The sequence below is a fragment of the Pseudoxanthomonas suwonensis genome (genome assembly GCF_000972865.1).
Taxonomy (GTDB): domain Bacteria; phylum Pseudomonadota; class Gammaproteobacteria; order Xanthomonadales; family Xanthomonadaceae; genus Pseudoxanthomonas; species Pseudoxanthomonas suwonensis_B.
The window spans coordinates 3,159,198-3,184,804 of the sequence record NZ_CP011144.1; the positions used below are offsets into that span (position 1 = coordinate 3,159,198).

Below are 25,607 nucleotides of genomic sequence, written 5' to 3' on the forward strand. Positions count from 1 at the left end.
TTGCCGCCGTCGCGTCAGTCGACGATGCCCTGTCCCGCATCCTCGCCGGATCGTGCCTCGGAAGCGCCGTCGGCCAGCAGCAGCAGGCGACCTTCGCGCACGGCCGCGACGCGCGCCTGCGGCGCGCCTTCGTGCGCGACCACCGCCGCGCGCAGCGCATTGACCCCGCTGGAGGTCAGGACCAGGCCGTCTTCGTCCTCCCGCAGGCTGCCGCTGTCGAGCAACGCCTGTACCTCGGTGGGCTGCACTCCGAGGCGCAGGTGTCCGTCGGCGCCGGCATCCATCGTCAGCAGGCGCGATGGCGCTGGCTGCGGTTCCTCGCCAGCGGCGTCCGCCGTGGCGCTGGCGGTGCCGGCCGGTGCGGGGAGACGGAATGGCGGCTCGGAGCGTGGGTCTTGAGCCGGTGCCGATGCAGGACGGTCGGTGGCGGACAGCGCGGCGCCGGCCGTGCTCGCGGATCCGTTGCGTCCGGCGAGGAAATCGTGGTTACCGATGTCCAGGGTCGAGGTCACCAGGTGGCCGACATCGATGCGCGCGTCGCGGCCGAACAGCACGCCGGCGGCGTTCACCAGGTACACGTGGCCGTTGCCGAGCAGTTGCCCGGCGATGTGCGACGCATCGCCGCCCACCACCCGGTTCAGCGCGATGGCCGAAGCCGAAGGCTGCTCGAACTGCACGGTCGCGTCGTGGCCGATGTTGAAGCTCCGCCATTCCAGGATCGCGCGGTTCGACCGCTGGGCGACCGTGAGCGTGTGCCCGGAGGCGGACAGGGTGGCATTGCCTGCGACCACGCGCCCGTCCTCCGGCAGTGCGCGTGGGTCCTGCCCGGCCGCCGCGCCGAACGGCAGCAGCGCGAGCAGCAGCAGGCCGGTCCGGTGCCGGAGGCGGACCGGCGTGGCGGCATCGGCGTGGGCGTTGCGCATGGAAGTGTCCTCGTCGGGGTGCGGCGGGTGCTCGATCATGGTCTAGAAGCGCTGCCGCAGGTTGAACCAGAACTGGGTCGCGCGCCGGGTGCCGTCCTGGTTGCGGTCTTCCAGGCCGCCGGGATTCGTTCCCAGCGGCGAGGCCAGGCTCAGTATCGTCCGCAGGCCGCGCGGATGGGTCCAGCCCAGGCCGATGCCGGCTGCCGACAGCGCGTACTGGTTGTCCGCGTCGCCGGGCAGGCGCCAGTCGTCCCAAGGGTCCTGGCGCTGGCGGATGACGCCATGGTCGACGAAGGCGAAACCGTCCAGTTCGCTGCCGAGCGGCCCGGGCAGCAGGCGGTGCAGCTCCAGCTGCACGACCGCGCCGCTGTCCCCGCTGCCTTCGTTGACCGGATAGCCGCGCACGCCGGAGGGGCCGCCGAGCACGAACTGCAACGAAGAATCGAGGTTGCCGTCGGTCCATTGACCGGTGATGCGCGATCGCGCGTACCAGTCCGGCGACAGCCAGCGGTCCGTGCGCAGTTCGAGGCTGGCCAGGGTGAAGGGGCCATGGATGCCCGCGCCGAAGGCGTCGAGGGCCCGATCGTCGGGCAGGTCCAGGCGCGCGCGGCCGTGGGCCAGGTCGACGATCCACGCCGTCCAGCCGCCGCGCAACCACTCGTCGCGCGCGTCGCCGTAGACGCCCAGGGTCAGGTTGCCGATGTGGCGGCGGCGCAGGGCCAGGCCGAGGCTTTCGTCCCATTGGTGGCGGCCGGTCCAGGCCAGTTCCACTTCCACGTTCAGCGCATCGCTGCGCCGCAACGGGTAGGCGACGCTGGCCTGGCGGATGCGCGACTTGCCGAACGCATCCAGCGCGGCGAACTCCTTGCCCAGCCGGTAGCTGAGCGAGGCATAGCCGACATTGCCGCGCCAGCCACCGGTGCCCAGCGGCACGCCGTAGCTCGCGCCCAGGTACTCCAGGTCGACGCCGCGCATGAGCGTGGCGCCGATCTGGTCACCCCAGCCGCTTGGGTCGTCGAGGTTGAGCCGGGCGATGGCCTGTGCGCGCCCGGTGTAGCGGCTGCCGTCGTTGCCCAGCGACGCGCTGCCGCTGAGCAGCGGCCGGTCCTGCACCTGCAGGACCAGGTCGCTGGTGCCGGGTGCTTCGCCTGCCCGCAGCACGCCGTCGGCCATGATGCCGGGCAGGTCGTTGGCCAGCAGCAGGCCGCGCTCGAGCTGCGCGAGCGAGTACGGCGCGCCGGGCTGCAGCTGCCGGGCGACGACGCCGGCGACGAAACCACTGCGGGCGCGCCCGCCGCCATGTTCGACATGCAGTTGCCCGAAGCGCCCTTCGACCACCTGTACGACCACGGTGCCGTCGGTGATGTCCTGTTCGGGCAACTGCGCGCGGGCGAACCAGCCGAGCCCCCGGTAGTGGGCCACCAAGGTCCGCAATGCGTCTTCCAGGTCCGCCAGATGCACCGGGCGGTCGCGCCAGGCGTCGAGTTGGCGCTCCAGTTCCCCGGCCGGGACCAGCGTGGCGCCACGGACCAAGAAGCGGCGGACGGTGAACGCCGGACCGGCCGCAGGCTCGGCCGGCGCCGGAAGGGCCGTGGCCGGGGGGGGAGCAGGCGGGGCATGGTCCAGTGCCTGTTCGGACTGGCGCTGCAGCTGGCCGGCATCGGGCGGACTCTGCGCCGACGCGGCGCCGGCCCAGGCGAGCGCGCCGGTGACCAGCCCGCGCAGAAGGCGGACAGGCACCCCCTTGCGCAGGGAACGTCGCTGCTGCGGGCCAGTCATCTGTGGATCGGTCTGCCGTCCGGAACGTTGCCGCCCGCCGTTCGTGGGCAGGTCATCGGCCACCGGGCCGCAGGCAAAGCGCGATTGTTCCTGCGCCACCTGGCGCCGGCAACCCGGCCGGGCGGCGTTCTCTGGTCGCCATAACGCCATCGTTCAGGGGATGGATGGTTCCTGTGCGTCCGCCGGCCTAGGCGTGTCCCAGCACCAGTTCCAGCACGAACTTGCTGCCGAAGAACGCCAGCAGCAGCAGCGCCATCGCGGTCAGGGTCCAGTGCACGGCACGGATGCCGCGCCAGCCGTAGCGCCAGCGGCCCAGCAGCAGGCCGCCGAACACCAGCCAGGACAGCACGCTGAGCACGCTCTTGTGGACCAGGTGCTGGGACAGGAAGTCCTCGACGAACAGCACGCCGGTCAGCAAGGTCAGGGTGAGCAGGGCGAAGCCCACGGCGATCGTGCGGAACAGCAGCGTCTCCAGCTCGGTCAGCGGCGGCAGCGCCCGCAGCCAGGCATGGAACTCGCGCCGGCGCAGGGCGCGTTCCTGCACCCACAGCATCACCGCCAGCAGGGCGGCGATGGCCAGGGTGGCGTAGGCCAGCAGCGCCAGCCAGGCATGCAACTGCAGGCGCCAGTCCAGCGTCGGCGACGGCGCGTGGCCGCGCCAGTGGTAGAGCGCCAGCAGCGCGGCGGCGAGCGGGAAGGCGAACACGCCCAGCGCCGCCATCCGCCCGCGCGCGCCGACCGCGGTGGTCATCGCGGCCATGCCCAGGCTGACCAGCGACAGCGCCGAGAAGAAATGCATGTCCGGGCCGCCGGCGGTGCGCCAGGCCACGCCCAGGTGGTAGCCGCCGTGCAGCAGCACGCCCGCCAGCGCCGGCGCCAGCCAGGCGCGCGACGGCACGGCCCGGTCGCCGGAGACCGCGCGGAACAGCAGCAGGGCGGCGGCCAGGTAGGCGACGACGGCGATGAGAACGATTGTCATCGACGGAGTGTCGCACAGGCGCCGGAGGCGGAGGAGTGGTGTGGCATCGGCGCCGGACGTCAACAATGGGTTGAGAGGAGGGTGGGTCCTGCTTGTCTCCTCCCCTTGCGCGCAGCGCAGGGGAGGCCGGGAGGGGGCTCCTGCCTCTTGCTTCCCGCCCGCGAAGAGCACCCCTCCCCAGCCCCCCTTCGCCTGCGGCGAAAAGGAGGCAGCAAAGCAGGAACGCCCGCCACTGCGCAGGGCCGGCAGTCCCCGCGGGCTATAATCGCCAACCGCTTTTCCGCCTCTTCGGTCCGACCGCATGTTCGAATCCCTGACCCAGCGCCTGTCCGGCACCCTCGAGCGCCTGCGTGGCCGCGGCCGCCTGACCGAATCCAACATCAGCGAGGCCGTGCGCGAGGTGCGCATCGCCCTGCTCGAGGCCGACGTCGCCCTGCCGGTGGTGCAGGCCCTGGTCCAGCGGATCAAGGTGCGCGCGGTCGGCCAGGAAGTGCTCAAGTCGCTGACCCCGGGCCAGGCCCTGATCAAGATCGTGCGCGACGAGCTGGCCGCGGTCATGGGCTCGACCGCCAACGACCTGAACCTGAACGTGCCCGCGCCGGCGGTGATCCTGATGGCCGGCCTGCAGGGCGCCGGCAAGACCACCACCGTCGGCAAGCTTGCCAAGCACCTGAAGGAGAAGCGCAAGAAGAAGGTGATGGTGGTCAGCGCCGATGTCTACCGTCCGGCCGCGATCGAGCAGCTGAAGACCCTGGCCGAGCAGGTCGGGGTGCTGTTCTTCCCGTCCGACGCCGGGCAGAAGCCCGAAGACATCGTCCGTGCCGCGATTGCCGATGCGAAGAAGTCCTTCGCCGACGTGCTGATCGTCGACACCGCCGGCCGCCTCGCCATCGACGAGGCGATGATGGCCGAGATCAAGGTCCTGCACGCCGCGGTCAACCCGACCGAGACCCTGTTCGTGGTCGACGCCATGACCGGCCAGGACGCGGCCAACACCGCCAAGGCCTTCGCCGAGGCGCTGCCGCTGACCGGCGTGGTCCTGACCAAGACCGACGGCGACGCCCGCGGCGGCGCCGCGCTGTCGGTGCGCTACATCACCGGCAAGCCGGTCAAGTTCACCGGTACCGGCGAGAAGCTCGACGGCCTGGACGTGTTCCACCCCGACCGCGTGGCCGCACGCATCCTCGACATGGGCGACGTGCTGTCGCTGGTCGAGCAGGTCGAGCAGACCGTGGACCAGGAGAAGGCGGCCAAGCTCGCCGCCAAGGTCGCCAAGGGCAAGAAGTTCGACCTCAACGACATGCGCGACCAGCTCGAGCAGATGCAGAACATGGGCGGCATCGCCGGCCTGATGGACAAGCTGCCCGGCCTGGGCCAGGTGCCCGAGCACCTCAAGGCGCAGGTGTCGCAGAGCCGCGAGGTGCCGCGGATGATGGCGATCATCGGCTCGATGACGCCGAAGGAACGGCGCAACCCCGACCTGCTCAACGGCTCGCGCCGCGCGCGCATCGCCCGCGGCTCCGGTACCACGCCCGCCGACGTCAACAAGCTGCTCAAGCAGTACCAGCAGATGGAAAAGATGATGGGCAAGCTGGGCCGCGGCGGCATGAAGGGGATGATGCGCGGCCTGCAGGGCATGATGGGCGGCGGCATGGGCGGCCGCGGCGGCCTGCCGTTCCGCTGAGACCGGCGACGGGAAAGCGGATGGACGGTCGCCTGCGCATGCCCGTGTCCATTTCTTCCCGGCGACGCCGTCCACGCCCGTGGTGGCACGTGGCGCCGGGATGCGCCGCGGCATGAGCGCGGCCGCGCCGGTCGCATTGCTCAACGGCGCACCGGCCGACGCCGAGCCCGGCGCGCTGCGCGCGCTGGCCCAGACCAACTACGGCCACTTCACCGCGTTGCGGGTGCGCGACGGCGCGGCGCAGGGACTGGAGCTGCACTTCGCCCGCCTGCGCCAGGGCAATGCCGAACTGTTCGACGCGGCGCTGGACGAGGCCGCGGCGCGCGGCTGGATGCGCCAGGCGGCCGACGCGGCCGGCGGCGACTGCGCGATGCGGGTGACGGTGTTCTCGCGCCACTTCGACTACCGCCAGCCGCTGCGCGAGGTTGCCCTGGACGTGCTGGTGTCGGCCGCTGCGCCGGCCGCACCGTCGACGCGCGCGTTGCGCGTGCGCACCTGCCGGTTCCTGCGCCCGCTGCCACAGATCAAGCACGTCGGCACCTTCCCGCTGTTCCACCATCGCCGCCAGGCGCTGAAGGCCGGCTACGACGACGCCCTGTTCGTCGACGGAGAGGGCGCGGATGCGCGCATCGCCGAGGGCTCGGTCTGGAACATTGGATTCTGGGACGGCGCCGGCGTCGTCTGGCCGGAAGCGCCGGCGCTGCGCGGCACCACCGAGCGGCTGCTGCAGGATGGGCTCAAGGCGCAGGGCTTGGCGCAGCAGGTGCGGCCGGTGACGCTGGCCGAACTGCCGCGGTTCCGGGCAGCGTTCGCGACCAATGCGAACGGCGTGCAGCCGATCGCCGCGATCGATAGCGTCGAGTACGCCGATGCGCCGGAGCTGATGCGGCTGCTTGCTGCAGCGGCTGCGCACGCGCCTTGGGATCCCTTGTAGGAGCCCACTTCAGTGGGCGACACGGGCGTCGGGAGCGTGAGGGCGTCGCCTGTGCCGACGGCGTCGTGTCGCCGGCTGAACCCGGCTCCTGCAACAGCTGCGGCGCGGCCGCCTTCTGTAGGAGCCCACTTCAGTGGGCGACACGGGCGTCGGGAGCGTAGGGCGTCGCCTGTGCCGACGGCGTCGTGTCGCCGGCTGAACCCGGCTCCTACAACAGCTGCGGCGTGGCCGCCTTCTGTAGGAGCCCACTTCAGTGGGCGACACGGGCGTCGGGAGCGTGAGGGCGTCGCCTGTGCCGACGGCGTCGTGTCGCCGGCTGAACCCGGCTCCTACAACAGCTGCGGCGTGGCCGCTTTCTGCAGGAGCCCACTTCAGTGGGCGACACGGGCGTCGGGAGCGTGAGGGCGTCGCCTGTGCCGACGGCGTTGTGTCGCCGGCTGAACCCGGCTCCTGCAACAGCTGCGGCGCGGCCGCTTTCTGTAGGAGCCCACTTCAGTGGGCGACACGGGCGTCGGGACTGCGAGAACGTCGCCTGTGCCCACGGCGTCGTGTCGCGGGCAAGCCCGGCTCCTGCAAGGGAAAGCGCGGACACTGCTCCACTGCACCGGAACGGCGCATCACGTGGATTGGCGCGCCACCTTGGCCAGGGCCTTGCCCCGCACCCGCGCGCGCAGCCGGTCCAGCCCCAGGAACACCGCCGGGGTGGTGTACAGGGTCAGCAGCTGGCTCACCAGCAGGCCGCCGACGATGGCGATGCCGAGCGGGCGACGCATCTCCCAGCCCTCGCCGGTGGCCAGCATCAGCGGCAGCATGCCCAGCAGCGCGGCCACGCTGGTCATCAGGATCGGGCGGAAGCGCAGCCGCGCCGCCTCCAGGATCGCCGCGCGCGCCGGCAGCGCCTGCTCGCGCTGCGCCGCCAGGGCGAAATCGACCATCAGGATGGTGTTCTTCATCACCACCCCGACCAGCAGGAACAGCCCCAGCAGCGAGATCAGGTTCAGCTCGCCGTCGAAGGCCAGCAGCGCCAGCAGCGCACCGATCCCGGCCGAAGGCAGGATCGACAGGATCGCCAGCGGCTGCACGTAGCTCTCGTACAGCACGCCCAGCACCAGGTACACCGCCAGCACCGCGCCCAGGATCAGCCACAGCTGGCGGTCGCGCAGTTCCTGCAGGCTGCCGGCTTCTTCGCCGAGCTTGGCCCGTACCTCGGTCGGCAGCATGATCCGGGCCATCGCCTCCTCGATCGCGGCGGTGGCCTCGCCCAGGGTCACCCCGGGTGCCAGCGCGAAGCTGACCCGGGTGGAGACGAACTGCTCGCGGTGCAGGATCCGGTCCGGCGCCATCCCGTATTCCCAGCGCGCGAACGCGGACAGCGGCACGCGCTGGCCGCCGCGGCCGATCGCGTACACCTGGTCCAGCGTGGTCGGCGACTGGGTGTAGCGCGGCTCCAGTTCCATCACCACCCGGTACTGGTTGAGGCTGTCGTACAGGGTGGCGACCTGGCGCTGGCTGAAGGAGTTGTTGAGCACGGTGGCGACCAGGCGCATGTCCACGCCCAGCCGGGTCGCCGCCTCGCGGTCGATCTCCAGCTGCACCTGGCGCATGCCTTCGTCGCCGCTGGAATCCACGTCCACCAGCTGCGGCAGCGCCGCCAGCGCTTCCTGCACCTTCGGCGTCCATTCGCGCAGCGGGGCGCTGTCGCCGGCCAGCAGCTGCAGGTCGAGGTTGCCGTCGTTGTTGCCGCCGCCGATGCGGATGTCCTGGTCGACCCACAGCCACAGGTTGCCGCCGGGCACCCGGGGCAGGTCCTTGCGCAGGCGGTCGATCACCTCGCGGCTGGACACGCCGCGCTCGGCCAGCGGCTTCATCTGGATCATGATGAAGCCGTTGTTGACGCCGGTGCCGCCGCCGATGAAGCCAGCGATGTCGGCGATCGCCGGGTCGGCCAGCAGGTACTGGCGGTAGGCCTGGATCTTCGGCTGCATCACCTGGAAGGACAGGCCGTCGTCGCCGCGGGCGAAGCCGCGCAGCTGGCCGGTGTCCTGCTGCGGCACCGTGCCCTTGGGCACCTTGGCGAACAGGAACACGTTGAGCGCGATGGTCGCCAGCAGCACGCACAGCGCGATCGGCAGGTGGGCCAGGGTGCGGTCCAGGCTGCGCAGGTAGGCGCGGCGCAGGCCGCCGAACAGCAGTTCGCCCAGCCGTTCCCAGGGCGGCACCACGCGCCCGGGATCGACCGGCCTGAGCAGGCGCGAGCACAGCGCCGGGGTCAGGCTCAGCGACACCAGCAGCGACACCGACATCGCCGCGACCAGGGTCAGCGAGAATTCGCGGAAGAGTTTCTCGACGAAGTCGTCGAGGAACAGGATCGAAACGAACACCACCGCCAGGGCGATGTTCATCGACAGCAGGGTCGCGCCGACCTCGCCGGCGCCGCGCAGCGCCGCCTGCTTCGGCGACAGGCCGGCGTCGAGGTGGCGCGAGATGTTCTCCAGCACCACGATCGCGTCGTCCACCACCAGCACCGCGGCCACGATCAGCGCCATCAGCGACAGCGTGTTGAGCGAGAACCCGGCCAGCCAGATGATCGCCAGCGCACCGAACAGCGACACCGGGATCGCCAGGGTCGGCACCAGCGCCGCGCGCCAGCTGCCGAGGAAGGCGAACACCACCAGCACCACCAGCGTCACCGCCAGCACCAGGGTGGTCTGTGCCTCGCGCAGGGTGGCGCGGATCACCGGCGAGCGGTCCATCACCACCTTCATGTCCACGCCTGCCGGCAGCAGCGCCTGCAGCGTGTCCATCTGCGCGTGGATCGCGTCCACGGTCTGGATGATGTTGGCGCCGGGCTGGCGGCTGACGATCAGCAGCACCGCGTTGCGCTCGTTGTGGAAGCCGGTGGCGTAGCGGTTCTCGGTGCCTTCGCCGACCTGGGCCACGTCGCGCAGGTGCACCGGGCGCCCGTCGCGCCAGGCCACCACCAGGTCGCGGTACTCCTCGGCGGTGCGCAGCTGCAGTCCGGCCTCGACCTGCCACTGGCGGTCGTCGCGCGCGACCTGGCCCAGCGGGCGCAGCGCGTTCGCGTTGCGGATCGAGCCGGCCACGTCGTCCAGGGCGATGCCGTACTGGTTGAGCGCGTGCGGGTTCAGCGACACCCGCACCGCCGGCAGCGAACTGCCGCCGGCCTCGACCTGGCCCACGCCCGGCACCTGCGCGATCTTCTGCGCGATCACGGTGGAGGCCACGTCGAACACCTGGCCCGGGGTGAACGTGTCCGAGCTCAGCGCCAGGGCCATGATCGGCGCCTGCGAGGGATTGATCTTGCGGTACCACGGCATGCCCGGCATGCCCGCGGGCAGCTGCGCGCGCGCGGCGTTGATCGCCGCCTGCACTTCGCGGGCGGCCTCGTCCACGTTGCGGTCCAGCGAGAACTGCAGGTCGATGCGGGTGTTGCCCTGGTTGCTGGCCGAGGTCAGCCGGGTGATCCCCGGGATGCTGCCCAGCGCGCGCTCCAGCGGCGTGGCCACGGTGGCGGCCATCGATTCGGGGCTGGCGCCGGGCAGGCTGGCGTTGACCTGGATCGCCGGGTAGTCGACCTGCGGCAGCGGCGCCACCGGCAGCTGCCGCAGCGCCAGCAGGCCGCACAGCACGACGGCGATCGCCAGCAGCACGGTGGCCACCGGGCGTTCGATGAACACCCGCGACAGGTTGACCCGGTCGGCGTCCGCGCGCGGGGACATGTCAGGCTGCCGCTGCATCGCCTTGATCGCCTTGCTCTGCCGCGTGCGCGCGCCCGCGGCGCACGAAGCGGTCGAAGAACAGGTAGATCACCGGCGTGGTGAACAGGGTCAGCACCTGGCTCACCAGCAGGCCGCCGACCATCACCAGGCCCAGCGGCTGGCGCAGCTCGGCGCCCGAGCCGCTGGCCAGCATCATCGGGATCGCCGCGAACAGCGCTGCCAGGGTGGTCATCAGGATCGGCCGGAAGCGCAGCAGCGCGGCCTGGTGGATCGCCCGGCGCGGGTCCAGGCCGCGCTCGCGCTCGGCCTCCAGCGCGAAGTCGATCATCATGATCGCGTTCTTCTTGACCAGGCCGATCAGCAGGATGATGCCGATCACCGCGATCAGGTCCAGGCCGCGGCCGGTGACCAGCAGCGCGGCCAGCGCGCCGACCGTGGCCGAGGGCAGGGTGGAAAGGATGGTGATCGGGTGGATGAAGCTCTCGTAGAGCACGCCCAGCACGATGTACATCACCAGCACCGCGGCCAGGATCAGCCACAGCGTGCTGGACAGCGAGTTGCGGAACGCCTGCGCCGCGCCCTGCAGGCGCAGCTCGACGCCAGGCGGCATGCCGATGGTCTCGCGCGCCTGTTCGATCGCCGCCACCGCCTCGCCCAGCGACGCGCCCGGGGCCAGGTTGAAGGAGAAGGTGACCGCCGGGAACTGGCCCAGGTGGCTGATCTGCAGCGCGGTCGGCCGGGTGCCGACAGTGGCAATCCCCGACAGCGGCGTCTGCCCGCCATCTGCGGTGGCCACGTGGATGCGGCCGATGGCGTCGGGCCCGAGCTGGAAGCGCGGGTCGGCCTCCAGCACCACCCGGTACTGGTTGGCGTGGGTGAAGATGGTCGAGACCTGGCGCTGGCCGAAGGCGTCGTACAGCGCGTCGGCCACCGCCGACACCGGCACGCCCAGGCGCGCGGCCGCGTCGCGGTCGATGTCCACCCAGGCCTGCAGGCCCTGGTCCTGCAGGTCGCTGGCCACGTCGGCCAGCGATGGCTGGCGGCGTAGTTCCTGCAACAGCTTGGCGGTCCATTCGCCCAGCTCGGCCAGGTCCGGCGTGGTCAGCGCGAACTGGTACTGGGTGCGGCTGACCCGGTCCTCGATGCTCAGTTCCTGCACCGGCTGCAGGTACAGGTCGATGCCGGGGACCTGCGCGGCGCGGCGCTTGAGCCGCTCGATGATCTCCGGCGCGCCGGCGTCGCGCTCGGCATGCGGCTTGAGCTCGATCAGGAAGCGGCCGCTGTTGAGGGTGGCGTTGCTGCCGTCCACGCCGATGAACGAGGACAGGGTGGCCACGTCCGGGTCCTCTAGGATCGCCGCGGCCAGCGCCTGCTGGCGCCGCGCCATCGCCTCGAACGAGACCGACTGCGGTGCCTCGCTGATGCCCTGGATCAGGCCGGCGTCCTGCACCGGGAAGAAGCCCTTGGGCACCAGCAGGTACAGCACCGCGGTCAGCGCCAGGGTGGCCACGGTCAGGCCGAGCATCAGCGGCTGCCGCTCCAGCACCCAATGCAGGCCGCGGTCGTACCAGGCGATGACCCGGTCGAAGATGTCGCCGCGCTTGCCGCCGTCGTCGCCTTCGCCGTGGCCGTGGCCGGCCTTGAGGAAGCGCGCGCACAGCATCGGCGTGAGCGTGAGCGAGACCACCAGCGAGATGCCGATCGCCACCGCCAGGGTGATCGCGAACTCGTGGAACAGCTTGCCGACCACGTCGCCCATGAACAGCAGCGGGATCAGCACCGCGATCAGCGACAGGGTCAGCGAGACCAGGGTGAAGCCGATCTGGCGCGCGCCCTTGAGCGCGGCCTGCATCGGCGTCTCGCCTTCCTCCAGGTGGCGGGCGATGTTCTCCAGCATCACGATCGCGTCGTCGACCACGAAGCCGGTGGCGATGGTCAGCGCCATCAGGGTCAGGTTGTTGAGCGAGTAGCCGGCCAGCAGCATCACCCCGAAGGTCGCTACCAGCGACAGCGGCACGGCGATCGACGGGATGATGGTCGCCGGGATCGTGCGCAGGAACGCGAAGGTCACCAGCACCACCAGGCCGATCGCCAGCAGCAGCTCGTGCTGCACGCCCTCGATAGAGGCGCGGATCGATTCGGTGCGGTCGCTGAGCACGGCCACGTCGACCGAGGCCGGCATCGAGGCGCGCAGCTGCGGCAGCAGTTCGTGGATCCGGTCCACCACCTCGATCACGTTGGCGCCGGGCTGGCGCTGGATGTTGACCAGGATCGCGGGGGTGTCGCCCGACCAGGCGGCCAGGTGGCGGTTCTCCGGGCCCTGCTCGACCGAGGCCACGTCGCCCAGGCGCAACGGCGCGCCGTCGTTCCAGGCCAGGACCAGGTCGCGGTATTCCTGCGCCGAGCGCATCTGGTCGTTGGCGTCGAGCATGGTCGCCCGGGTCGGGCCGTCGAAGCTGCCCTTGGGCAGGTTGACGTTGGCCGAGGCGATCGCGCGGCGGATGTCGTCCATGCCCAGCCCGGCGGCGGCCAGCGCGTTGGGGTTGACCTGGATCCGCACCGCCGGGCGCTGCCCGCCGGCCAGGCTGACCAGGCCCACGCCCGGCAGCTGCGACAGGCGCTGGGCCATGCGCGTGTCGACCAGGTCGTAGACCTCGGGCAGGGCCATGGTCGGCGAGGTCACCGCCAGGGTCAGGATCGGGGTGTCGGCCGGGTTGACCTTGCGGTACACCGGCGGCATCGGCAGGTCGTTGGGCAGGAAGTTGGACGCCGAGTTGATCGCCGCCTGCACCTCCTGCTCGGCCACGCCCAGGTCCACGCCCAGCGAGAACTGCAGGGTGATGACCGAGGCCCCGCCGGAGCTGGTCGAGGACATCTGGTTGAGGCCGGGGATCTGGCCCAGGCGCCGCTCCAGCGGCGCGGTCACCGCGCTGGTGGTCACCGACGGGCTGGCGCCGGGATACAGCGTCAGCACCTGGATGATCGGGTAGTCGACCTGCGGCAGCGCCGCCACTGGCAGCAGGCGGTAGGCGAACACGCCCGACAGCAGCAGCGCCAGCATCAGCAGCGAAGTCGCTACCGGGCGCAGGATGAACGGGCGCGAGAGGTTCATCGGGCCTGCGCCGTATCGGCGGCCGCTTCGGCCGCGGCAGCGGCCGGCGTATCGTCCTCGATCACCTCGACCTTGCCACCCTCGCGCAGCCGGTCCAGGCCCTCCAGGACCACGCGCTCGCCAGCGGCCAGACCGTCGAGCACCGCCACCCGGCCCTCGTGGCCGGGGCCCAGCCGGACCTGGCGCACGCTCGCGGTGTCCTCGTCGGTCACCACGTACACGTAGGTGCCCTGGCTGCCGAACTGCACCGCCGCATCGGGGATGGAGACCACGTCCTCGCTGCCCAGGCGCAGGCGCACGTTGACCGACTGGTTCGGGAACAGCGATTCGTCGTCGTTGTCGAACAGCGCGCGCAGGCGCACGGTGCCGGTCTGGGTGTCGATGCGGTTGTCCAGGCTGGACAGGGTGCCGGTGGCCAGCGGCTGGCGCTCGTTGCGGTCCCAGGCCTGCACCGCCAGCGCGTCGCCGCCGCGCACGGCGGCGTTGACCGCGGCCAGCGCGGTCTCGGGCAGCGCGAACACCACGCTGATCGGGCGGGTCTGGGTCAGGGTGGCGATGCCGCCCTCGTCGCCGGTGCGCACCAGGTTGCCGACGTCGACGCTGCGCAGGCCGACCCTGCCGTCGATCGGCGCGGTGATGCGGGTGTAATCCAGTTGCAGCGTGGCCTCGTCGACCGCGGCCTGGTCGATCTCGCGCCGGCCCTCGAACTGGCGCACCTGAGCCTCCAGGTTGGCCACGTCCTGCGCGGAGACGTACTTGCCGCCGGCCAGGTCGCGGTAGCGCTGCAGCTGGATCCGGGTGTTCTCCAGCTCGGCCAGGTTCTGCTTCTGCCGGCCCGCGGCCTGGGCCGCCTGTACCCGGAACCGGGCCGGGTCGATCTCCGCCAGCAGCTGGCCGGCGCGGACTTGCTGGCCTTCCTCGAAGGCCACCCGCTGCAGCTCGCCTTCCACCCGCGAGCGAACTGTCACCGTGCGCAGCGGCGTGACCGTGCCCAGTGCCTTCAGTTCCACGTCCAGCGGGCCGCGCTCGGCGGCGACCACGCGCACCGGCGTGGGCGGGCGTTCGCCATTGCCCCAGCGGCCGCCGCCGGGGCCTTGCTGCGCTTCCCCGTCCCCGCCGCAGGACCGCCACAGCAGGACCAGGGCCAGCAGCAGCCCCAGGGTGAGCAGGATCTTCAGCGGGCGCGGCAAGGGCTTTTTCATCGACTGACCGGATGTGTCGGCGGGCGCGGGCCCGTCGCGGAGGGGAGGAGGAGTGGCGCCGCCGGCGCCGTGGGATGCCGCGTCCGCGGGTCTGCGCAGCCGGCGCCCCGGGACCGGGAGCGGCGTGCGTGGGCGGATATCACGGTACCTTCACGATGCTACGGGAACCGCGCTGCGGACGGACATGACTTTGGTCATGGTCGGTCGGCCAAACGCCCTGCGGGACGCCGCTGCCGGGGCGGCAGTGTCCGGGGAGGACGGCGCGGGCGGTGGCCGCGGGTAGCGCCGGGCAGGGTCCACAGCCGGGACCGGGCCCGGGGTGGCCGGGTTGTCCGCGCCGGTTCAACGACTTACAATGCGCGGCTTACCTCGCCATCCTGGCGACTGGGCAACACCGAAGAAACCACCATGGTCAAGATCCGTCTTACCCGCGGCGGCGCGAAGAAGCGTCCGTTCTACCACATCATCGTCACCGACTCGCGCAGCGCCCGCGACGGCCGCAACATCGAGCGCGTCGGCTACTACAACCCGGTCGCCTCCGGCAACGATCAGCGCATCGTGCTGGACATCGCCCGCGTCGACCACTGGGTCGGCCACGGCGCGCAGCTGACCGAGAAGGTCCGCAGCCTGTACAAGGAAGCGACCAAGGCCCAGGCGGCCGCCGCCTGATCCGGCCCGGCCGCCGGCCCTCCGGCGGCCACCTCCGCGACATGAACGACGCAGGGCGTCCCACTCCACCGCAGAAGCTGATTCTGCTGGGCCGGGTGACGGGCGCGTTCGGCGTGCGCGGCGACGTCAAGATCGAGTCCTGGACCGAGCCGCGCGCGCAGATCTTCCGCTACCAGCCGTGGATCGTGCGTTCCGCCGACGGCGGCGAGCGTGAGCTGCGCGGCGCCCGCGGCCGCGACACCGGCAAGCACCTGGTCGCGACCTTGCCGGGCACGGACGACCGCGACGCGGCCGAAGCCCTGCGCGGCACCGAGATCCTGGTGCCGCGCGAGGCGCTGCCGCCGCCGGCGCCGGGCGAGTACTACTGGATCGACCTGGAGGGCCTGCGCGTGCTCACCGTCGAGGGCGTGGAACTCGGCACGGTCTCGCACCTGCTGTCCACCGGCGCCAACGACGTGATGGTCGTGCGCGGCGAGCGCGAGCGCATGCTGCCGTTCGTCCAGCCCGACTACGTCAAGGCGGTGGACTTCGAGGCCGGCACGATCACGGTCGACTGGGACCCCGAGTTCTAGGCGCCCCATGCGCATCGACATCGTCAGCCTGTTCCCCGAGTTCGTCGAGCAGTGCGCCGGCTTCGGCGTGACCGGTCGCGCCCGCGAGCGCGGCCTGCTCGACCTGCACGGCTGGAACCCGCGCGACTGGGCCGAGGGCAACTACCGCAAGGTCGACGATCGCACCTTCGGTGGCGGCCCGGGCATGGTCATGCTGGTCGAGCCGCTGCGCCGCTGCCTGGCGGCGCTGCGCCAGGCCGACCCGCTGCCGCCGCGGGTGGTCTACCTCAGCCCGCAGGGCCGGCCGCTGGACCAGGCCAGGGTCCGCGAGCTGGCCGCGCTGCCGCGGCTGGCGCTGCTGTGCGGGCGCTACGAGGGCGTGGATGAGCGGCTGGTCCAGGCCGAGGTCGACGAGGAAATCTCGATCGGCGACTACGTACTGTCCGGCGGCGAGCTGGCCGCGGCGGTGGTCGTGGACGCGGTGGCCAGGTTGCAGGAGGGCGCCCTGAACGACGCCGGCTCGGCCAGCCAGGACAGCTTCGAGGACGGCCTGCTGGACTGCCCGCACTACAGCCACCCGGTCGAGCACGCCTACGGCACCGTCCCGGAGGTGCTGCGCTCGGGCAACCACGCCGCCATCGCCCGCTGGCGCCGGCAGCAGGCGCTGGGCCGGACCTGGCAGCGGCGCCCGGACCTGCTGGCCGGGCGGGTCCTGTCCAAGGCCGACCAGGCCCTGCTGGACGAATGGCGCCGGGAGCAGGGTCGGGATGCGCCCGGGGACGCCGTGTAGGAGCCGGGTTCAGCCGGCGACACGCCACCTCGGCACAGGCGATGCCCTCATGATTCCGACGCCCGTGTCGCCGGCTGAACCCGGCTCCTACAACAGCCCGTAGGGCGCAGCTAGCCACGCGCCCGGGAAAGCGGCTACAATGCCGGGTTCCTGCGGGCGGCTCCGCCCGGACTGGACCCCATAACAATCACGTGCGGCGCAATCCTGCGACTGCATCGGCCCGAGTTGTCGACCACGACACGCCCATCCGAACCCATTGAGTCGGTCACCATGAGCAAGCTGAACAAGTCCATCGTCGCGGAATTCGAGTCCGCCCAGATCACCCGCGAACTGCCGAAGTTCAGCCAGGGCGACACCGTCGTGGTGAACGTCAAGGTCAAGGAAGGCAACCGCGAGCGCGTGCAGGCCTACGAGGGCGTGGTCATCGCGATCAAGAACGCCGGCCTGAACTCCTCGTTCACCGTGCGCAAGATCTCGCACGGCTACGGCGTCGAGCGCGTGTTCCAGACCCACAGCGCCACCATCGACTCGGTCGACGTGAAGCGCCGCGGCAAGGTCCGCGCCGGCAAGCTGTACTACCTGCGTGGCCTGGAAGGCAAGGCCGCCCGCATCAAGGAAGACCTGGCCGCCGTGGCCAAGGCCAAGGCCGAGAAGGCCGCCGGCTGATCGCCGCTTCCTGGTGCATCCGCGACGGCCGCCCTCGGGCGGCCGTTTGCGTTTCCGGGGGTGAGGCATCGTGGATTCATCCGCGGTCGTCCCCGCCTGCGCGGGGACGACGTGTTCGGCTTGACGGGTATGGTCGATGGCTGGGGGCGTGGCCGTGCAACCGAGCCATGCCTGTGCGCCGTGGCCGAGCCCGGTGCAATGCCGGCCGATGCAGGCGCTCCCGCTGCATGCGCCATGTACGTGTTGCGGTTGAACCTTCAGCCATGACGCCCCATGTTGCCTCGACCATGACGCGATCCGAACCGATGCATTCCGCCCCGCCGCCGGAAGACGTGCGACTCGACGTCTGGCTCTGGGCCGCACGCTTCTTCAGGACCCGCAGCCTGGCCAAGCAGGCGGTGGAGACGGGCAAGGTCGACGTCGCCGGCCAGCGCGCGAAGGCTTCGCGCGCCATCCGGGTGGGCGACGCGCTGCAGGTGGTCCGCGGCGAGGAGACCTTCGAGCTGGTCGTGCGCGGGCTGAGCGAGGTCCGCGGCCCGGCGCCGGTGGCGCAGGCGCTGTACGAGGAAAGCGAGGCGTCGAAGGCGCGCCGCGAGCAGCAGCGGCTGCAGCGCGCGGCCATGCGCGACGGCTACCGGGCGCCGGAGCACAAGCCGGACAAGCGCGCGCGGCGCTTGATCCGGGCGCTGGGGGATATCGACGCGCTCTAGGCCGGATCGGCTTGGCCCTGATGGGCCGTATCCGCGAGCGGGGCGGCATCCAGCGCAACCTTCTCCCCGTCGTCCCGGCGTAAGCCGGGACCCAGCGACTTTAGCCACGTCGGCTACCTGAAGCAGAGCCAAAGTCACTGGGTACCGGCTTGCGCCGGGACGACGGTGGCTGGATGGTCGACGGTGTGCAAACACCTTCGTGGGTCGGCGCGCTGAAGCGCCGGCCTACCTGCGTTCCCAGCGCGATTCGCTCTTAGCGGCGACCGCCGAACAGCCCTGCGCCCAGGCTCAGCAGGTCGCTGGCGTCCACATCGCCGTCGCCGTCCTGGTCGAGCAGGGCATCGAGCACGCCGCCGCCGGCCTGCTGCCTGACTTGCGCGCGTTCCTGGCCGAGCAGCTGGCCGAGGCCGCCGGCATCCAGGCCCTGGCGCGCGCTGCGGTTGGCGAGGAACGACAGCACGATCGGTGCGAGCAGGGCCAGCAGCTGCGCGGACTGGCCGCTGCCCAGCCCGGTGGCCTGGCCCAGGCCCTGCGCCGCGCGCGGCTGGCCGCCGCCGAGGATGTGGCCGAGGATGGCCGCGCCGTCGGTCTGCCGCGAGGCGCTGCCGCCGAGCACCGCGCCGAGCACGCTGCCGATGTCCATGCCGCCGCCGTGGTCGCGCCGCAATGCGCCGAACAGCGCTTCGGCGCCTTGCGGTTGCGCGGCATTGCGTCCGAGCGCGCCGAGCAGCAACGGCAGCGCGGCGGCGACTGCCTGTCCGGTCTGCGCCGGATCGGTGCCGAGCTGGCGGGACAGCTGCTGCAATGGGGCGCCCTGCAGCTGGGCGAACAGTTCCTGGGTCAGCAGGGGCTGGTTCATGGCGGTGTCCTTTCCCCGTCCGGGAAGGCCAACGATACGCCTGTTGCAGCGGACCGGCGCGACCGCTGCGGCGTGCGGGACGGGCTGGCCGGCAACGCATAAGTGGAGGCCTGCCGGCCTCGGTGTGCAGGGCTCGAATCCTTGCCCTCATCAAGCCGAACGACGGCATCGTCGGGCAGCGAAATTCGGCGCACGGACGAAGCCAAGAATGGCCCCGGTGCGAAAGACGCGGGACGGATCAAAAGAACGGCCTGGTGCGGAACGCCGCACCAGGCCGGATGACGCATCGCCGCGGGGATGCGGTTCAGCGCAGGTCGAAGCGGTCCAGCTCCATCACCTTGTGCCAGGCCGCGGCGAAGTCCTTCACGAACTTCTCCTTGCCGTCCTCGCTGGCGTAGACCTCGGCCAGCGCGCGCAGCACCGAGTTGGAGCCGAACGCCAGGTCGACGCGGCTGGCGGTCCACTTCAGCTGCCCGGTCCTGCGGTCGCTGCCCTCGTAGCTGTTGCGGCCGGTCGCTTTCCACTCCGTGCCCATGTCCAGCAGGTTGCGGAAGAAGTCGTTGCTGAGCGTGCCGGGCCGGTCGGTGAACACGCCCTGCTGGCTGCCGCCGTGGTTGGCGCCGAGCACGCGCAGGCCGCCGACCAGTACCGTCGTCTCCGGCGCGGTCAGGGTCAGCAGCTGCGCGCGGTCCACCAGCAGGTGCTCGGCCGGCACCGCCGAGTCGGCCTTGAGGTAGTTGCGGAAACCGTCGGCGAACGGCTCCAGCACCGCGAACGACTCCACGTCGGTCTGGTCTTGGCGCGCATCGGTGCGGCCCGGCGAGAACGGCACGACGAGCTCGACGCCCGCGGCCTTGGCCGCCTGCTCCACGCCCACGCCGCCGGCCAGCACGATCAGGTCGGCCAGCGAGATCTTCCTGCCGCCGGGCGCGTCCAGGTTGAACTCCAGCTGGATGCGCTCCAGCGCCTTGAGCGTCTTCGCCAACTGCTCGGGCTGGTTGACCGCCCAGTCCTTCTGCGGGGCCAGGCTGATGCGTGCACCGTTGGCGCCGCCGCGCTTGTCGCCGCCGCGGAAGGTCGAGGCCGAGGCCCAGGCGGTCGACACCAGTTCGGCCACCGACAGGCCCGAGTCGGCGATCTTCTTCTTCAGTGCGTCGATGTCGGCCGCATCGACCAGCGGATGGTCGACGGCAGGCAACGGGTCCTGCCAGATCAGCTCTTCCTTCGGCACTTCCGGGCCGAGGTAGCGCGCGCGCGGGCCCATGTCGCGGTGGGTCAGCTTGAACCAGGCGCGGGCGAAGGCGTCGGCGAAGGCCTGCGGGTTTTCCAGGAAGCGCTTGGAGATCGGCCCGTAGATCGGGTCGAAGCGCAGCGACAGGTCGGTGGTGAGCATCTTCGGGCGATGCTTCTTCGATGGATCGTGGGCGTCGGGGATGTCTTCGGGGGCGTTCTTGGCCACCCACTGGTGCGCGCCGGCCGGCGACTTCTCCAGTTCCCATTCGAAGCCGAACAGGTTCTCGAAGAATTTGTTGCTCCACAGCGCCGGGGTCTGGGTCCAGGTGACCTCGATGCCCGAGGTAATGGTGTCGCCGCCCTTGCCGCTGCCGAACTTGTTGTGCCAGCCGAAGCCCTGCGCTTCGAGTTCGTCCGCTTCCGGCTCGACGCCGACGTTGTCGGCCGGGCCGGCGCCGTGGGTCTTGCCGAAGCTGTGGCCGCCGGCGATCAGGGCGACGGTTTCCTCGTCGTCCATGGCCATGCGGCCGAAGGTGTCGCGGATGTCCTTGGCGGCCAGCAGCGGGTCGGGATTGCCGTCCGGGCCTTCCGGGTTCACGTAGATCAGGCCCATCTGCACCGCGGCCAGCGGGTTCTCCAGGTTGCGCGAATGCACCTTGCCGTCGGCATCGTCGTCGGAGACGAGCACGCCCTCGTCGGCCGGCTTCTCCACGCCTTCCGAGCCGTGCGCATAGCGCACGTCGCCGCCCAGCCAGGTGGTCTCGCGGCCCCAGTACACGTCCAGGTCCGGTTCCCAGACGTCCTCGCGGCCGCCGGCGAAGCCGAAGGTGCGGAAGCCCATCGTCTCCAGGGCGACGTTGCCGGCCAGGATCATCAGGTCGGCCCAGGAGATCTGCTGGCCGTACTTCTGCTTGACCGGCCACAGCAGGCGCCGCGCCTTGTCCAGGCTGACGTTGTCCGGCCAGCTGTTGAGCGGGGCGAAGCGCTGCTGGCCGCGGCCGCCGCCGCCGCGGCCGTCGCCGATGCGGTAGGTGCCGGCGCTGTGCCAGGCCATGCGGATCATCAGGCCGCCGTAGTGGCCGAAGTCGGCCGGCCACCAGTCCTGCGAATCGGTCATCAGCGCGCGCAGGTCCTTCTTCAGCTCGTGGTAGTCGAGCTTCTTGAATGCCTCGGCGTAGTCGAAGTCCTCGCCCAGCGGGTTGGAGCGTGAGGAATGCTGGTTGAGCAGGTCCAGGCGCAGCTGGTTGGGCCACCAGTCGCGGTTGCCGGTGCCGCCACCGGCGGCGGCGTGGTTGATCGGGCACTTCTTTTCGTTCGACATGGATCGTCTGCCTCGGGTCGCGCGCACTCGACGCCCGGTCCAGCCGGGGCGAATGGCGATGGAAGGGAAGGTCTGTGGCTGCGGAACGGAAGGGCCGGCGTGGTGCCGGGCGTCCGGTGTCAAGGAACGGTGCGGCGGCGTGCCGGTGGCGTGCCGCGGTTGTCGTTCGTGGCCGCGGCGCCGGAATCGGCGGACGGCGGCATCCTGTGCCGGGGATCGGACGGCTTGCTCATGGCGGGCTCCTCCTGTGGGCCGGTGACGGCGGGTCGAAGACAGCGTAGGTGGCAGCAGCGATCAATAAAAATCGTTTATTGCAAAAACTTCGATAGCGAGGGGCTATGAATGCTGCGGTGCGGCAGCACGCGCCGGGGATGTCCGCAGCCTACGCCTGGCGTGCGACAGCACCAAGTCCCGCGGTCACGGCACGATTGATGTCCTGCAGGGATGCATGGATCTGCTTCGCGCCCGCTACGCCATTCCACCGTCGTCCCGGCGAACGCCGGGACCCAGCGTCTTTCATCATTCCGGTCGCGGCGTCGCCGCCGTGCTCGCCGGCAGTACCGGGTTGGCCACCCGCGGCTGGTTGCCCGTCAGGGTATGCAGGAAGCGCGTGATCGATTCGACCTCGGCCGCGTTCAACTCATGGCCGAGCTGGGCGCTGCCCATGATCGCCACCGCCTGGCGCAGGTCCCATACCTGGCCACTGTGGAAGTAGGGCGCGGTCAGGGCCACGTTGCGCAGCGGCGCTGCGCGGAACACGTATTCGTCGCTGGCGGTCTGGGTGACCGCGAAGCGACCCTTGTCGCCCGGCGGCAGCACGTCGGCGCCGGGGCGCTCGACCACGCCGAACGGGTAGTAGGCCTGGCCGCCCAGATTGACCCCGGCGTGGCAGGCGATGCAGCCCTTCTCCACGAACAGCGACAGGCCGCGCAGCTCCTCGGCGTCCAGGCTGTCGGCGCCGGCCAGGAAGCGGTCGAAGCGCGAGTCCGGCGTGGTCAGGGTGGTCTCGAACGCCTCCAGTGCGCGGGCCATGTTCTCGAAGTTCACCGGGTCGCGCTCGCGCGGGAACGCGCGGCCGAACGCAGCGACGTAGGCGGGCATGCTGCGCAGCGTCGCCTCGACCCGGTCGGGCGTGTTGTTCATCTCCACGCTGGCCTGCACCGGCCCCTTGGCCTGTTCTTTCAGGTCGGCGGCGCGGCCGTCCCAGAACTGGGCGATGTTGAACACCGCGTTGAGCACGGTCGGTGAGTTGCGCGGGCCCTTCTGCCAGCCGTGGCCGATCGAGGTCGGCACGTTGTCGGCGCCGCCGGTGGCGACGTTGTGGCAGGTGTTGCAGCTGATCACGTGGCTGCGCGACAGGCGCGGATCGAAGAATAGCCACTTGCCCAGTTCGACCTGCTCGGCGGTGATCGCCTCGCCGCGTACCTCGGCCACCGCGGTGGGCACCGGCGCGAACAGCGCCTGGGCCACGCCGCGCAGTTCGGCCGCATCGGGCGCGGCGGCGGTGGGCGCCTGGGCGAGCGAGGCGGAAGTGGCCAGCGCGACGGCGCAGGCCAGGACGGACGTGCGGAGCTTCATGTCGGGCCTCGCGGCTGGCTAGGGACAAGCCAGTTATCCCGCGCGCCGGCATGGCAGGCATTGATCGCGATCAAGCGCCCGCCGCCGGCCGGCCGGATGGCCATGGCGGCGAGCGCGGTCGATATGCGCAGGCGGCGCGTTGCTTCGGGGGCGGCGCGTGGCGGGGCAGCACTCTCGCGGCCAGCGGCTTGTCGCCGCCCCAGCCGCCGGCTACAGCAGCGACTTCAGCCGGTACAGCGCCTCCAGCGCCTGCTTCGGGGTCAGTTCGTCCGGATCCAGCGCAGCGAGTGCTTCCTGCGCTGCCGACGGCGCGGCGGCGAACAGGCCGAACTGCTGCGGCGAATCCAGCGCCTGCGGTGCCATCTGCGAGGCGTGGGTCTCGCGGCCGCGCTGTTCGAGCTCGGCCAGGCGCCGCCGCGCCTGCTGCAGCGTCGCCTTCGGCAGGCCGGCCAGCGCCGCCACCTGCAGGCCGAAGCTGCGGTCGGCAGCGCCGTCCTTGACCGCATGCATGAACACCAGCGCCTCACCATGCTCGACCGCGTCCAGGTGCACGTTGGCGATGCCGCTGTCGGGCGTGGCCAGTGCGGTCAGCTCGAAGTAGTGGGTGGCAAACAGGGTCCAGCAGCGGTTGACCGTGGCCAGGTGGCGGGCGACCGCGTCGGCCAGCGCCAGGCCGTCGTAGGTGGAAGTGCCGCGGCCGATCTCGTCCATCAGCACCAGCGACTGCGCGGTGGCGTGGTGGAGGATGTAGCTGGTCTCGGCCATCTCGACCATGAAGGTCGACTGGCCGCGGGCCAGGTCGTCGCCGGCGCCGATGCGGGTGAGGATCCGGTCGATCGGGCCGATCTGCGCGCGCGCGGCCGGCACGAAGCTGCCGATGTGGGCCAGCAGCACGATCAGCGCGTTCTGGCGCATGTAGGTGCTCTTGCCGCCCATGTTCGGGCCGGTGACCACCAGCATCCGCCGTGCGGCGGCGTCGGTGTCGGCGTGCAGGTCCAGGTCGTTGGGCTCGAACGGCTCCTCGCGCACCGCCTCGACCACCGGATGGCGGCCGCGCTCGATCCGCAGGCACGGCGCGTCGACCAGTTCCGGGCGCGACCAGTCCAGCGCCTGCGCGCGTTCGGCGAAGCCGGCCAGCACGTCCAGCTCGCTCAGCGCGGCGGCGCAGCGCTTGAGCGGCTCGAGCACCGCGTTGAGCGAATCCAGCAGCGCCTCGTACAGGAACTTCTCGCGCGCCAGCGCCCGCTCGCGCGCCGACAGCACCTTGTCCTCGAACGCCTTCAGTTCCTCGGTGATGTAGCGCTCGGCGCCGGTGAGGGTCTGGCGGCGGGTGTAGTGCACCGGCGCCTTGTCGGCCTGGCCCTTGCTGATCTCGATGTAGTAGCCGTGGACGCGGTTGTAGCCGACCTTGAGCGTGGCGATGCCGGTGCTCTCGCGCTCGCGCGCCTCCAGGTCGACCAGGAACTGGTCGGCGTGGGTCGACAGCCGGCGCAGCTCGTCCAGCTCGGCGTCGTAGCCTTCGGCGATCACGCCGCCGTCGGCCAGCTTCAGTGGCGGCTGCGGGGCCACCGCGGAGGCGAGCAGGTAGGCGGTCTCGGCCATCCTGTCGAGTTCGCCGCCGAGTTCGGCGGCCAACGCCGCCAGCCGCGGCGAGTCCAGCGGCGTCAGCACCTCGCGCAGCCCCGGCAGCATCGCCAGGCCGTCGCGCAGGGTCGACAGGTCGCGCGGCCGCGCCGAGCGTAGGGCCACGCGGGTGAGGATGCGTTCGATGTCGCCTAGGCCGCGGAAGCGCTCGCGCAGGGTGGCATCGGCGCCCTGGTCGACCAGCGTGGCCACCGCGTGATGGCGCCGGCCCAGCACCTGGCGGTCGCGCAGCGGCCGGTGCAGCCAGCGCCGCAGCAGGCGCCCGCCCATCGGAGTGATGGTGGAGTCGAGCACGCCGAGCAGGGTGTGGCGGGTGTCGCCGTCCACCCGCGTGTCGAGTTCGAGGTGGCGGCGGGTGGCCGCGTTCATCGCGATCGCCTCGCCGGCCGTTTCGACCGCGATGGAGGTCAGGTGCGGCAGGCGCTGCTTCTGGGTCTCCTCGACATAGCCGAGCAGGGCGCCGGCGGCGGCCACCGCCAGCGGCTTGTCCTCGATGCCGAAGCCGGTGAGGTCGTGCAGGCCGAAGAAGCGCAGCAGCTGGCGGCGGCCGCTGTCCGGATCGAACAGCCACGGCGCGCGCCGGCGCAGCGCGCCGGCGACCAGCGCCGGCCAGCCTTCCTCGTCGGGTACCAGCAGCTCGGCCGGCTCCAGCCGCGCCAGCTCGGCCAACAGCTGGTCCTCGTTGTCGACCTGGTTGACCAGGAAGCGGCCGCCGGCCAGGTCGGCCCAGGCCAGGCCGTAGCCGCTCTTGCCGCGAGCCACCGCCATCAGCAGGGTGTCGCGGCGTTCGTCCAGCAGCGCCTCGTCGGTCACCGTGCCCGGGGTGACGATGCGCACCACCTTGCGCTCGACCAGGCCCTTGGCCAGCGCCGGATCACCGATCTGCTCGCAGATCGCCACCGACTCGCCCAGCGCCACCAGCCGCGCCAAATAGCCTTCGTAGGCGTGCACCGGCACCCCGGCCATCGGGATCGGCGCGCCGCCGGAGCTGCCGCGCTGGGTCAGGGTGATGTCCAGCAGCCGCGCCGCCTTGCGCGCGTCGTCGTAGAACAGCTCGTAGAAGTCGCCCATGCGGAAGAACAGCAGCAGGTCCGGGTATTCGGACTTGGCCGCGAAGAACTGCTTCATCAGCGGCGTGTGTTCGGACGGCTCGGCGGGCTTGGCCATTGGTGCTGCGGTGGGGCTGGGGCGCTGATTGTATGGGGCAGGGATGTAATAGTCTCCGGCCGGAGC

The 25,607-nt window shown here is 71.3% G+C and carries 17 protein-coding genes; 7 read left to right on the top strand and 10 right to left on the bottom strand.

The window, feature by feature from the left end:
- Positions 1-14 precede the first annotated feature (14 nt).
- The 3 genes from WQ53_RS13040 to WQ53_RS13050 form a co-directional block, all read right to left on the bottom strand.
- Positions 15-923, bottom strand: coding sequence for a filamentous hemagglutinin N-terminal domain-containing protein (locus WQ53_RS13040; RefSeq protein WP_158497846.1), 909 nt, complete (start codon positions 921-923; stop codon positions 15-17).
- Positions 924-965: 42 nt separating this feature from the next.
- A complete protein-coding gene (locus tag WQ53_RS13045) occupies positions 966-2,663 on the bottom strand; it encodes a ShlB/FhaC/HecB family hemolysin secretion/activation protein (protein WP_236685863.1) in 1,698 nt (565 codons plus the stop codon).
- A 226-nt stretch (positions 2,664-2,889) separates the two neighbouring features.
- Positions 2,890-3,681, bottom strand: a complete 792-nt coding sequence (locus WQ53_RS13050; protein ID WP_052633054.1) for a cytochrome C assembly family protein — start codon at positions 3,679-3,681, stop codon at positions 2,890-2,892.
- 301 nt (positions 3,682-3,982) lie between these two features.
- On the opposite strand from WQ53_RS13050, the gene ffh reads away from it, so the two are divergent.
- Positions 3,983-5,365 carry a signal recognition particle protein gene (ffh, locus tag WQ53_RS13055; protein ID WP_052633056.1) on the top strand — a complete coding sequence of 461 codons (1,383 nt, stop codon included), beginning with the start codon at positions 3,983-3,985 and terminating at the stop codon, positions 5,363-5,365.
- 112 nt (positions 5,366-5,477) lie between these two features.
- On the top strand, positions 5,478-6,299 hold the full coding sequence (locus tag WQ53_RS13060; protein WP_052633057.1) for an aminotransferase class IV: 822 nt from the start codon (positions 5,478-5,480) through the stop codon (positions 6,297-6,299).
- A 617-nt stretch (positions 6,300-6,916) separates the two neighbouring features.
- Here the strand turns inward: WQ53_RS13060 and WQ53_RS13065 are convergent.
- The 3 genes from WQ53_RS13065 to WQ53_RS13075 are packed head-to-tail and all read right to left on the bottom strand — an operon-like array spanning position 6,917 to position 14,353.
- Positions 6,917-10,039, bottom strand: coding sequence for an efflux RND transporter permease subunit (locus WQ53_RS13065; protein WP_052633059.1), 3,123 nt, complete (start codon positions 10,037-10,039; stop codon positions 6,917-6,919).
- A gap of 1 nt (position 10,040) precedes the next feature.
- Complete coding sequence (locus WQ53_RS13070) at positions 10,041-13,151, bottom strand: multidrug efflux RND transporter permease subunit (RefSeq protein WP_052633061.1); 3,111 nt, start codon at positions 13,149-13,151, stop codon at positions 10,041-10,043.
- Positions 13,148-14,353: an MdtA/MuxA family multidrug efflux RND transporter periplasmic adaptor subunit gene (locus WQ53_RS13075; RefSeq protein ID WP_052633063.1), complete on the bottom strand. Its 1,206-nt coding sequence runs from the start codon at positions 14,351-14,353 to the stop codon at positions 13,148-13,150. Before WQ53_RS13075 ends, WQ53_RS13070 begins: the two co-directional genes overlap by 4 nt.
- A 408-nt stretch (positions 14,354-14,761) precedes the next feature.
- Here WQ53_RS13075 and rpsP point away from each other — a divergent pair, with 408 nt between their 5' ends.
- From rpsP to WQ53_RS13100, 5 genes are all read left to right on the top strand, one after another.
- A complete protein-coding gene (rpsP, locus tag WQ53_RS13080) occupies positions 14,762-15,022 on the top strand; it encodes a 30S ribosomal protein S16 (protein WP_052633065.1) in 261 nt (86 codons plus the stop codon).
- Positions 15,023-15,063: 41 nt separating this feature from the next.
- On the top strand, positions 15,064-15,594 hold the full coding sequence (rimM, locus tag WQ53_RS13085; RefSeq protein ID WP_052633067.1) for a ribosome maturation factor RimM: 531 nt from the start codon (positions 15,064-15,066) through the stop codon (positions 15,592-15,594).
- A 7-nt stretch (positions 15,595-15,601) separates the two neighbouring features.
- Positions 15,602-16,363 carry a tRNA (guanosine(37)-N1)-methyltransferase TrmD gene (trmD, locus tag WQ53_RS13090; protein WP_052633070.1) on the top strand — a complete coding sequence of 254 codons (762 nt, stop codon included), beginning with the start codon at positions 15,602-15,604 and terminating at the stop codon, positions 16,361-16,363.
- Positions 16,364-16,633: 270 nt separating this feature from the next.
- Entirely contained in the window at positions 16,634-17,029 is a 396-nt protein-coding gene (rplS, locus tag WQ53_RS13095) for a 50S ribosomal protein L19 (RefSeq protein ID WP_052633073.1), read from the top strand.
- Between the two features lie 305 nt (positions 17,030-17,334).
- On the top strand, positions 17,335-17,739 hold the full coding sequence (locus WQ53_RS13100) for an RNA-binding S4 domain-containing protein (RefSeq protein ID WP_082113031.1): 405 nt from the start codon (positions 17,335-17,337) through the stop codon (positions 17,737-17,739).
- A gap of 253 nt (positions 17,740-17,992) precedes the next feature.
- Here WQ53_RS13100 and WQ53_RS13105 read toward each other — a convergent pair whose 3' ends face one another.
- From WQ53_RS13105 to mutS, 4 genes are all read right to left on the bottom strand, one after another.
- On the bottom strand, positions 17,993-18,598 hold the full coding sequence (locus WQ53_RS13105) for a DUF937 domain-containing protein (RefSeq protein ID WP_052633079.1): 606 nt from the start codon (positions 18,596-18,598) through the stop codon (positions 17,993-17,995).
- Between the two features lie 304 nt (positions 18,599-18,902).
- Entirely contained in the window at positions 18,903-21,152 is a 2,250-nt protein-coding gene (katG, locus tag WQ53_RS13110) for a catalase/peroxidase HPI (RefSeq protein ID WP_052633082.1), read from the bottom strand.
- A 519-nt stretch (positions 21,153-21,671) separates the two neighbouring features.
- Entirely contained in the window at positions 21,672-22,730 is a 1,059-nt protein-coding gene (locus WQ53_RS13115) for a cytochrome-c peroxidase (RefSeq protein ID WP_082113032.1), read from the bottom strand.
- 210 nt (positions 22,731-22,940) lie between these two features.
- Complete coding sequence (gene mutS, locus WQ53_RS13120) at positions 22,941-25,541, bottom strand: DNA mismatch repair protein MutS (RefSeq protein WP_052633085.1); 2,601 nt, start codon at positions 25,539-25,541, stop codon at positions 22,941-22,943.
- Positions 25,542-25,607: the final 66 nt, after the last annotated feature.

Excerpts from the sequence above, each read along its gene's own strand:
- WQ53_RS13040 (WP_158497846.1), bottom strand. The coding sequence starts at position 923 with ATGCGCAACGCCCACGCCGATGCCGCCACGCCGGTCCGCCTCCGGCAC.
- WQ53_RS13050 (WP_052633054.1), bottom strand. The coding sequence starts at position 3,681 with ATGACAATCGTTCTCATCGCCGTCGTCGCCTACCTGGCCGCCGCCCTG.
- ffh (WP_052633056.1), top strand. The coding sequence starts at position 3,983 with ATGTTCGAATCCCTGACCCAGCGCCTGTCCGGCACCCTCGAGCGCCTG.
- WQ53_RS13060 (WP_052633057.1), top strand. The coding sequence starts at position 5,478 with ATGAGCGCGGCCGCGCCGGTCGCATTGCTCAACGGCGCACCGGCCGAC.
- WQ53_RS13065 (WP_052633059.1), bottom strand. The coding sequence starts at position 10,039 with ATGTCCCCGCGCGCGGACGCCGACCGGGTCAACCTGTCGCGGGTGTTC.
- WQ53_RS13070 (WP_052633061.1), bottom strand. The coding sequence starts at position 13,151 with ATGAACCTCTCGCGCCCGTTCATCCTGCGCCCGGTAGCGACTTCGCTG.
- WQ53_RS13075 (WP_052633063.1), bottom strand. The coding sequence starts at position 14,353 with ATGAAAAAGCCCTTGCCGCGCCCGCTGAAGATCCTGCTCACCCTGGGG.
- rpsP (WP_052633065.1), top strand. The coding sequence starts at position 14,762 with ATGGTCAAGATCCGTCTTACCCGCGGCGGCGCGAAGAAGCGTCCGTTC.
- rimM (WP_052633067.1), top strand. The coding sequence starts at position 15,064 with ATGAACGACGCAGGGCGTCCCACTCCACCGCAGAAGCTGATTCTGCTG.
- trmD (WP_052633070.1), top strand. The coding sequence starts at position 15,602 with ATGCGCATCGACATCGTCAGCCTGTTCCCCGAGTTCGTCGAGCAGTGC.
- rplS (WP_052633073.1), top strand. The coding sequence starts at position 16,634 with ATGAGCAAGCTGAACAAGTCCATCGTCGCGGAATTCGAGTCCGCCCAG.
- WQ53_RS13100 (WP_082113031.1), top strand. The coding sequence starts at position 17,335 with ATGCATTCCGCCCCGCCGCCGGAAGACGTGCGACTCGACGTCTGGCTC.
- WQ53_RS13105 (WP_052633079.1), bottom strand. The coding sequence starts at position 18,598 with ATGAACCAGCCCCTGCTGACCCAGGAACTGTTCGCCCAGCTGCAGGGC.
- katG (WP_052633082.1), bottom strand. The coding sequence starts at position 21,152 with ATGTCGAACGAAAAGAAGTGCCCGATCAACCACGCCGCCGCCGGTGGC.
- WQ53_RS13115 (WP_082113032.1), bottom strand. The coding sequence starts at position 22,730 with ATGAAGCTCCGCACGTCCGTCCTGGCCTGCGCCGTCGCGCTGGCCACT.
- mutS (WP_052633085.1), bottom strand. The coding sequence starts at position 25,541 with ATGGCCAAGCCCGCCGAGCCGTCCGAACACACGCCGCTGATGAAGCAG.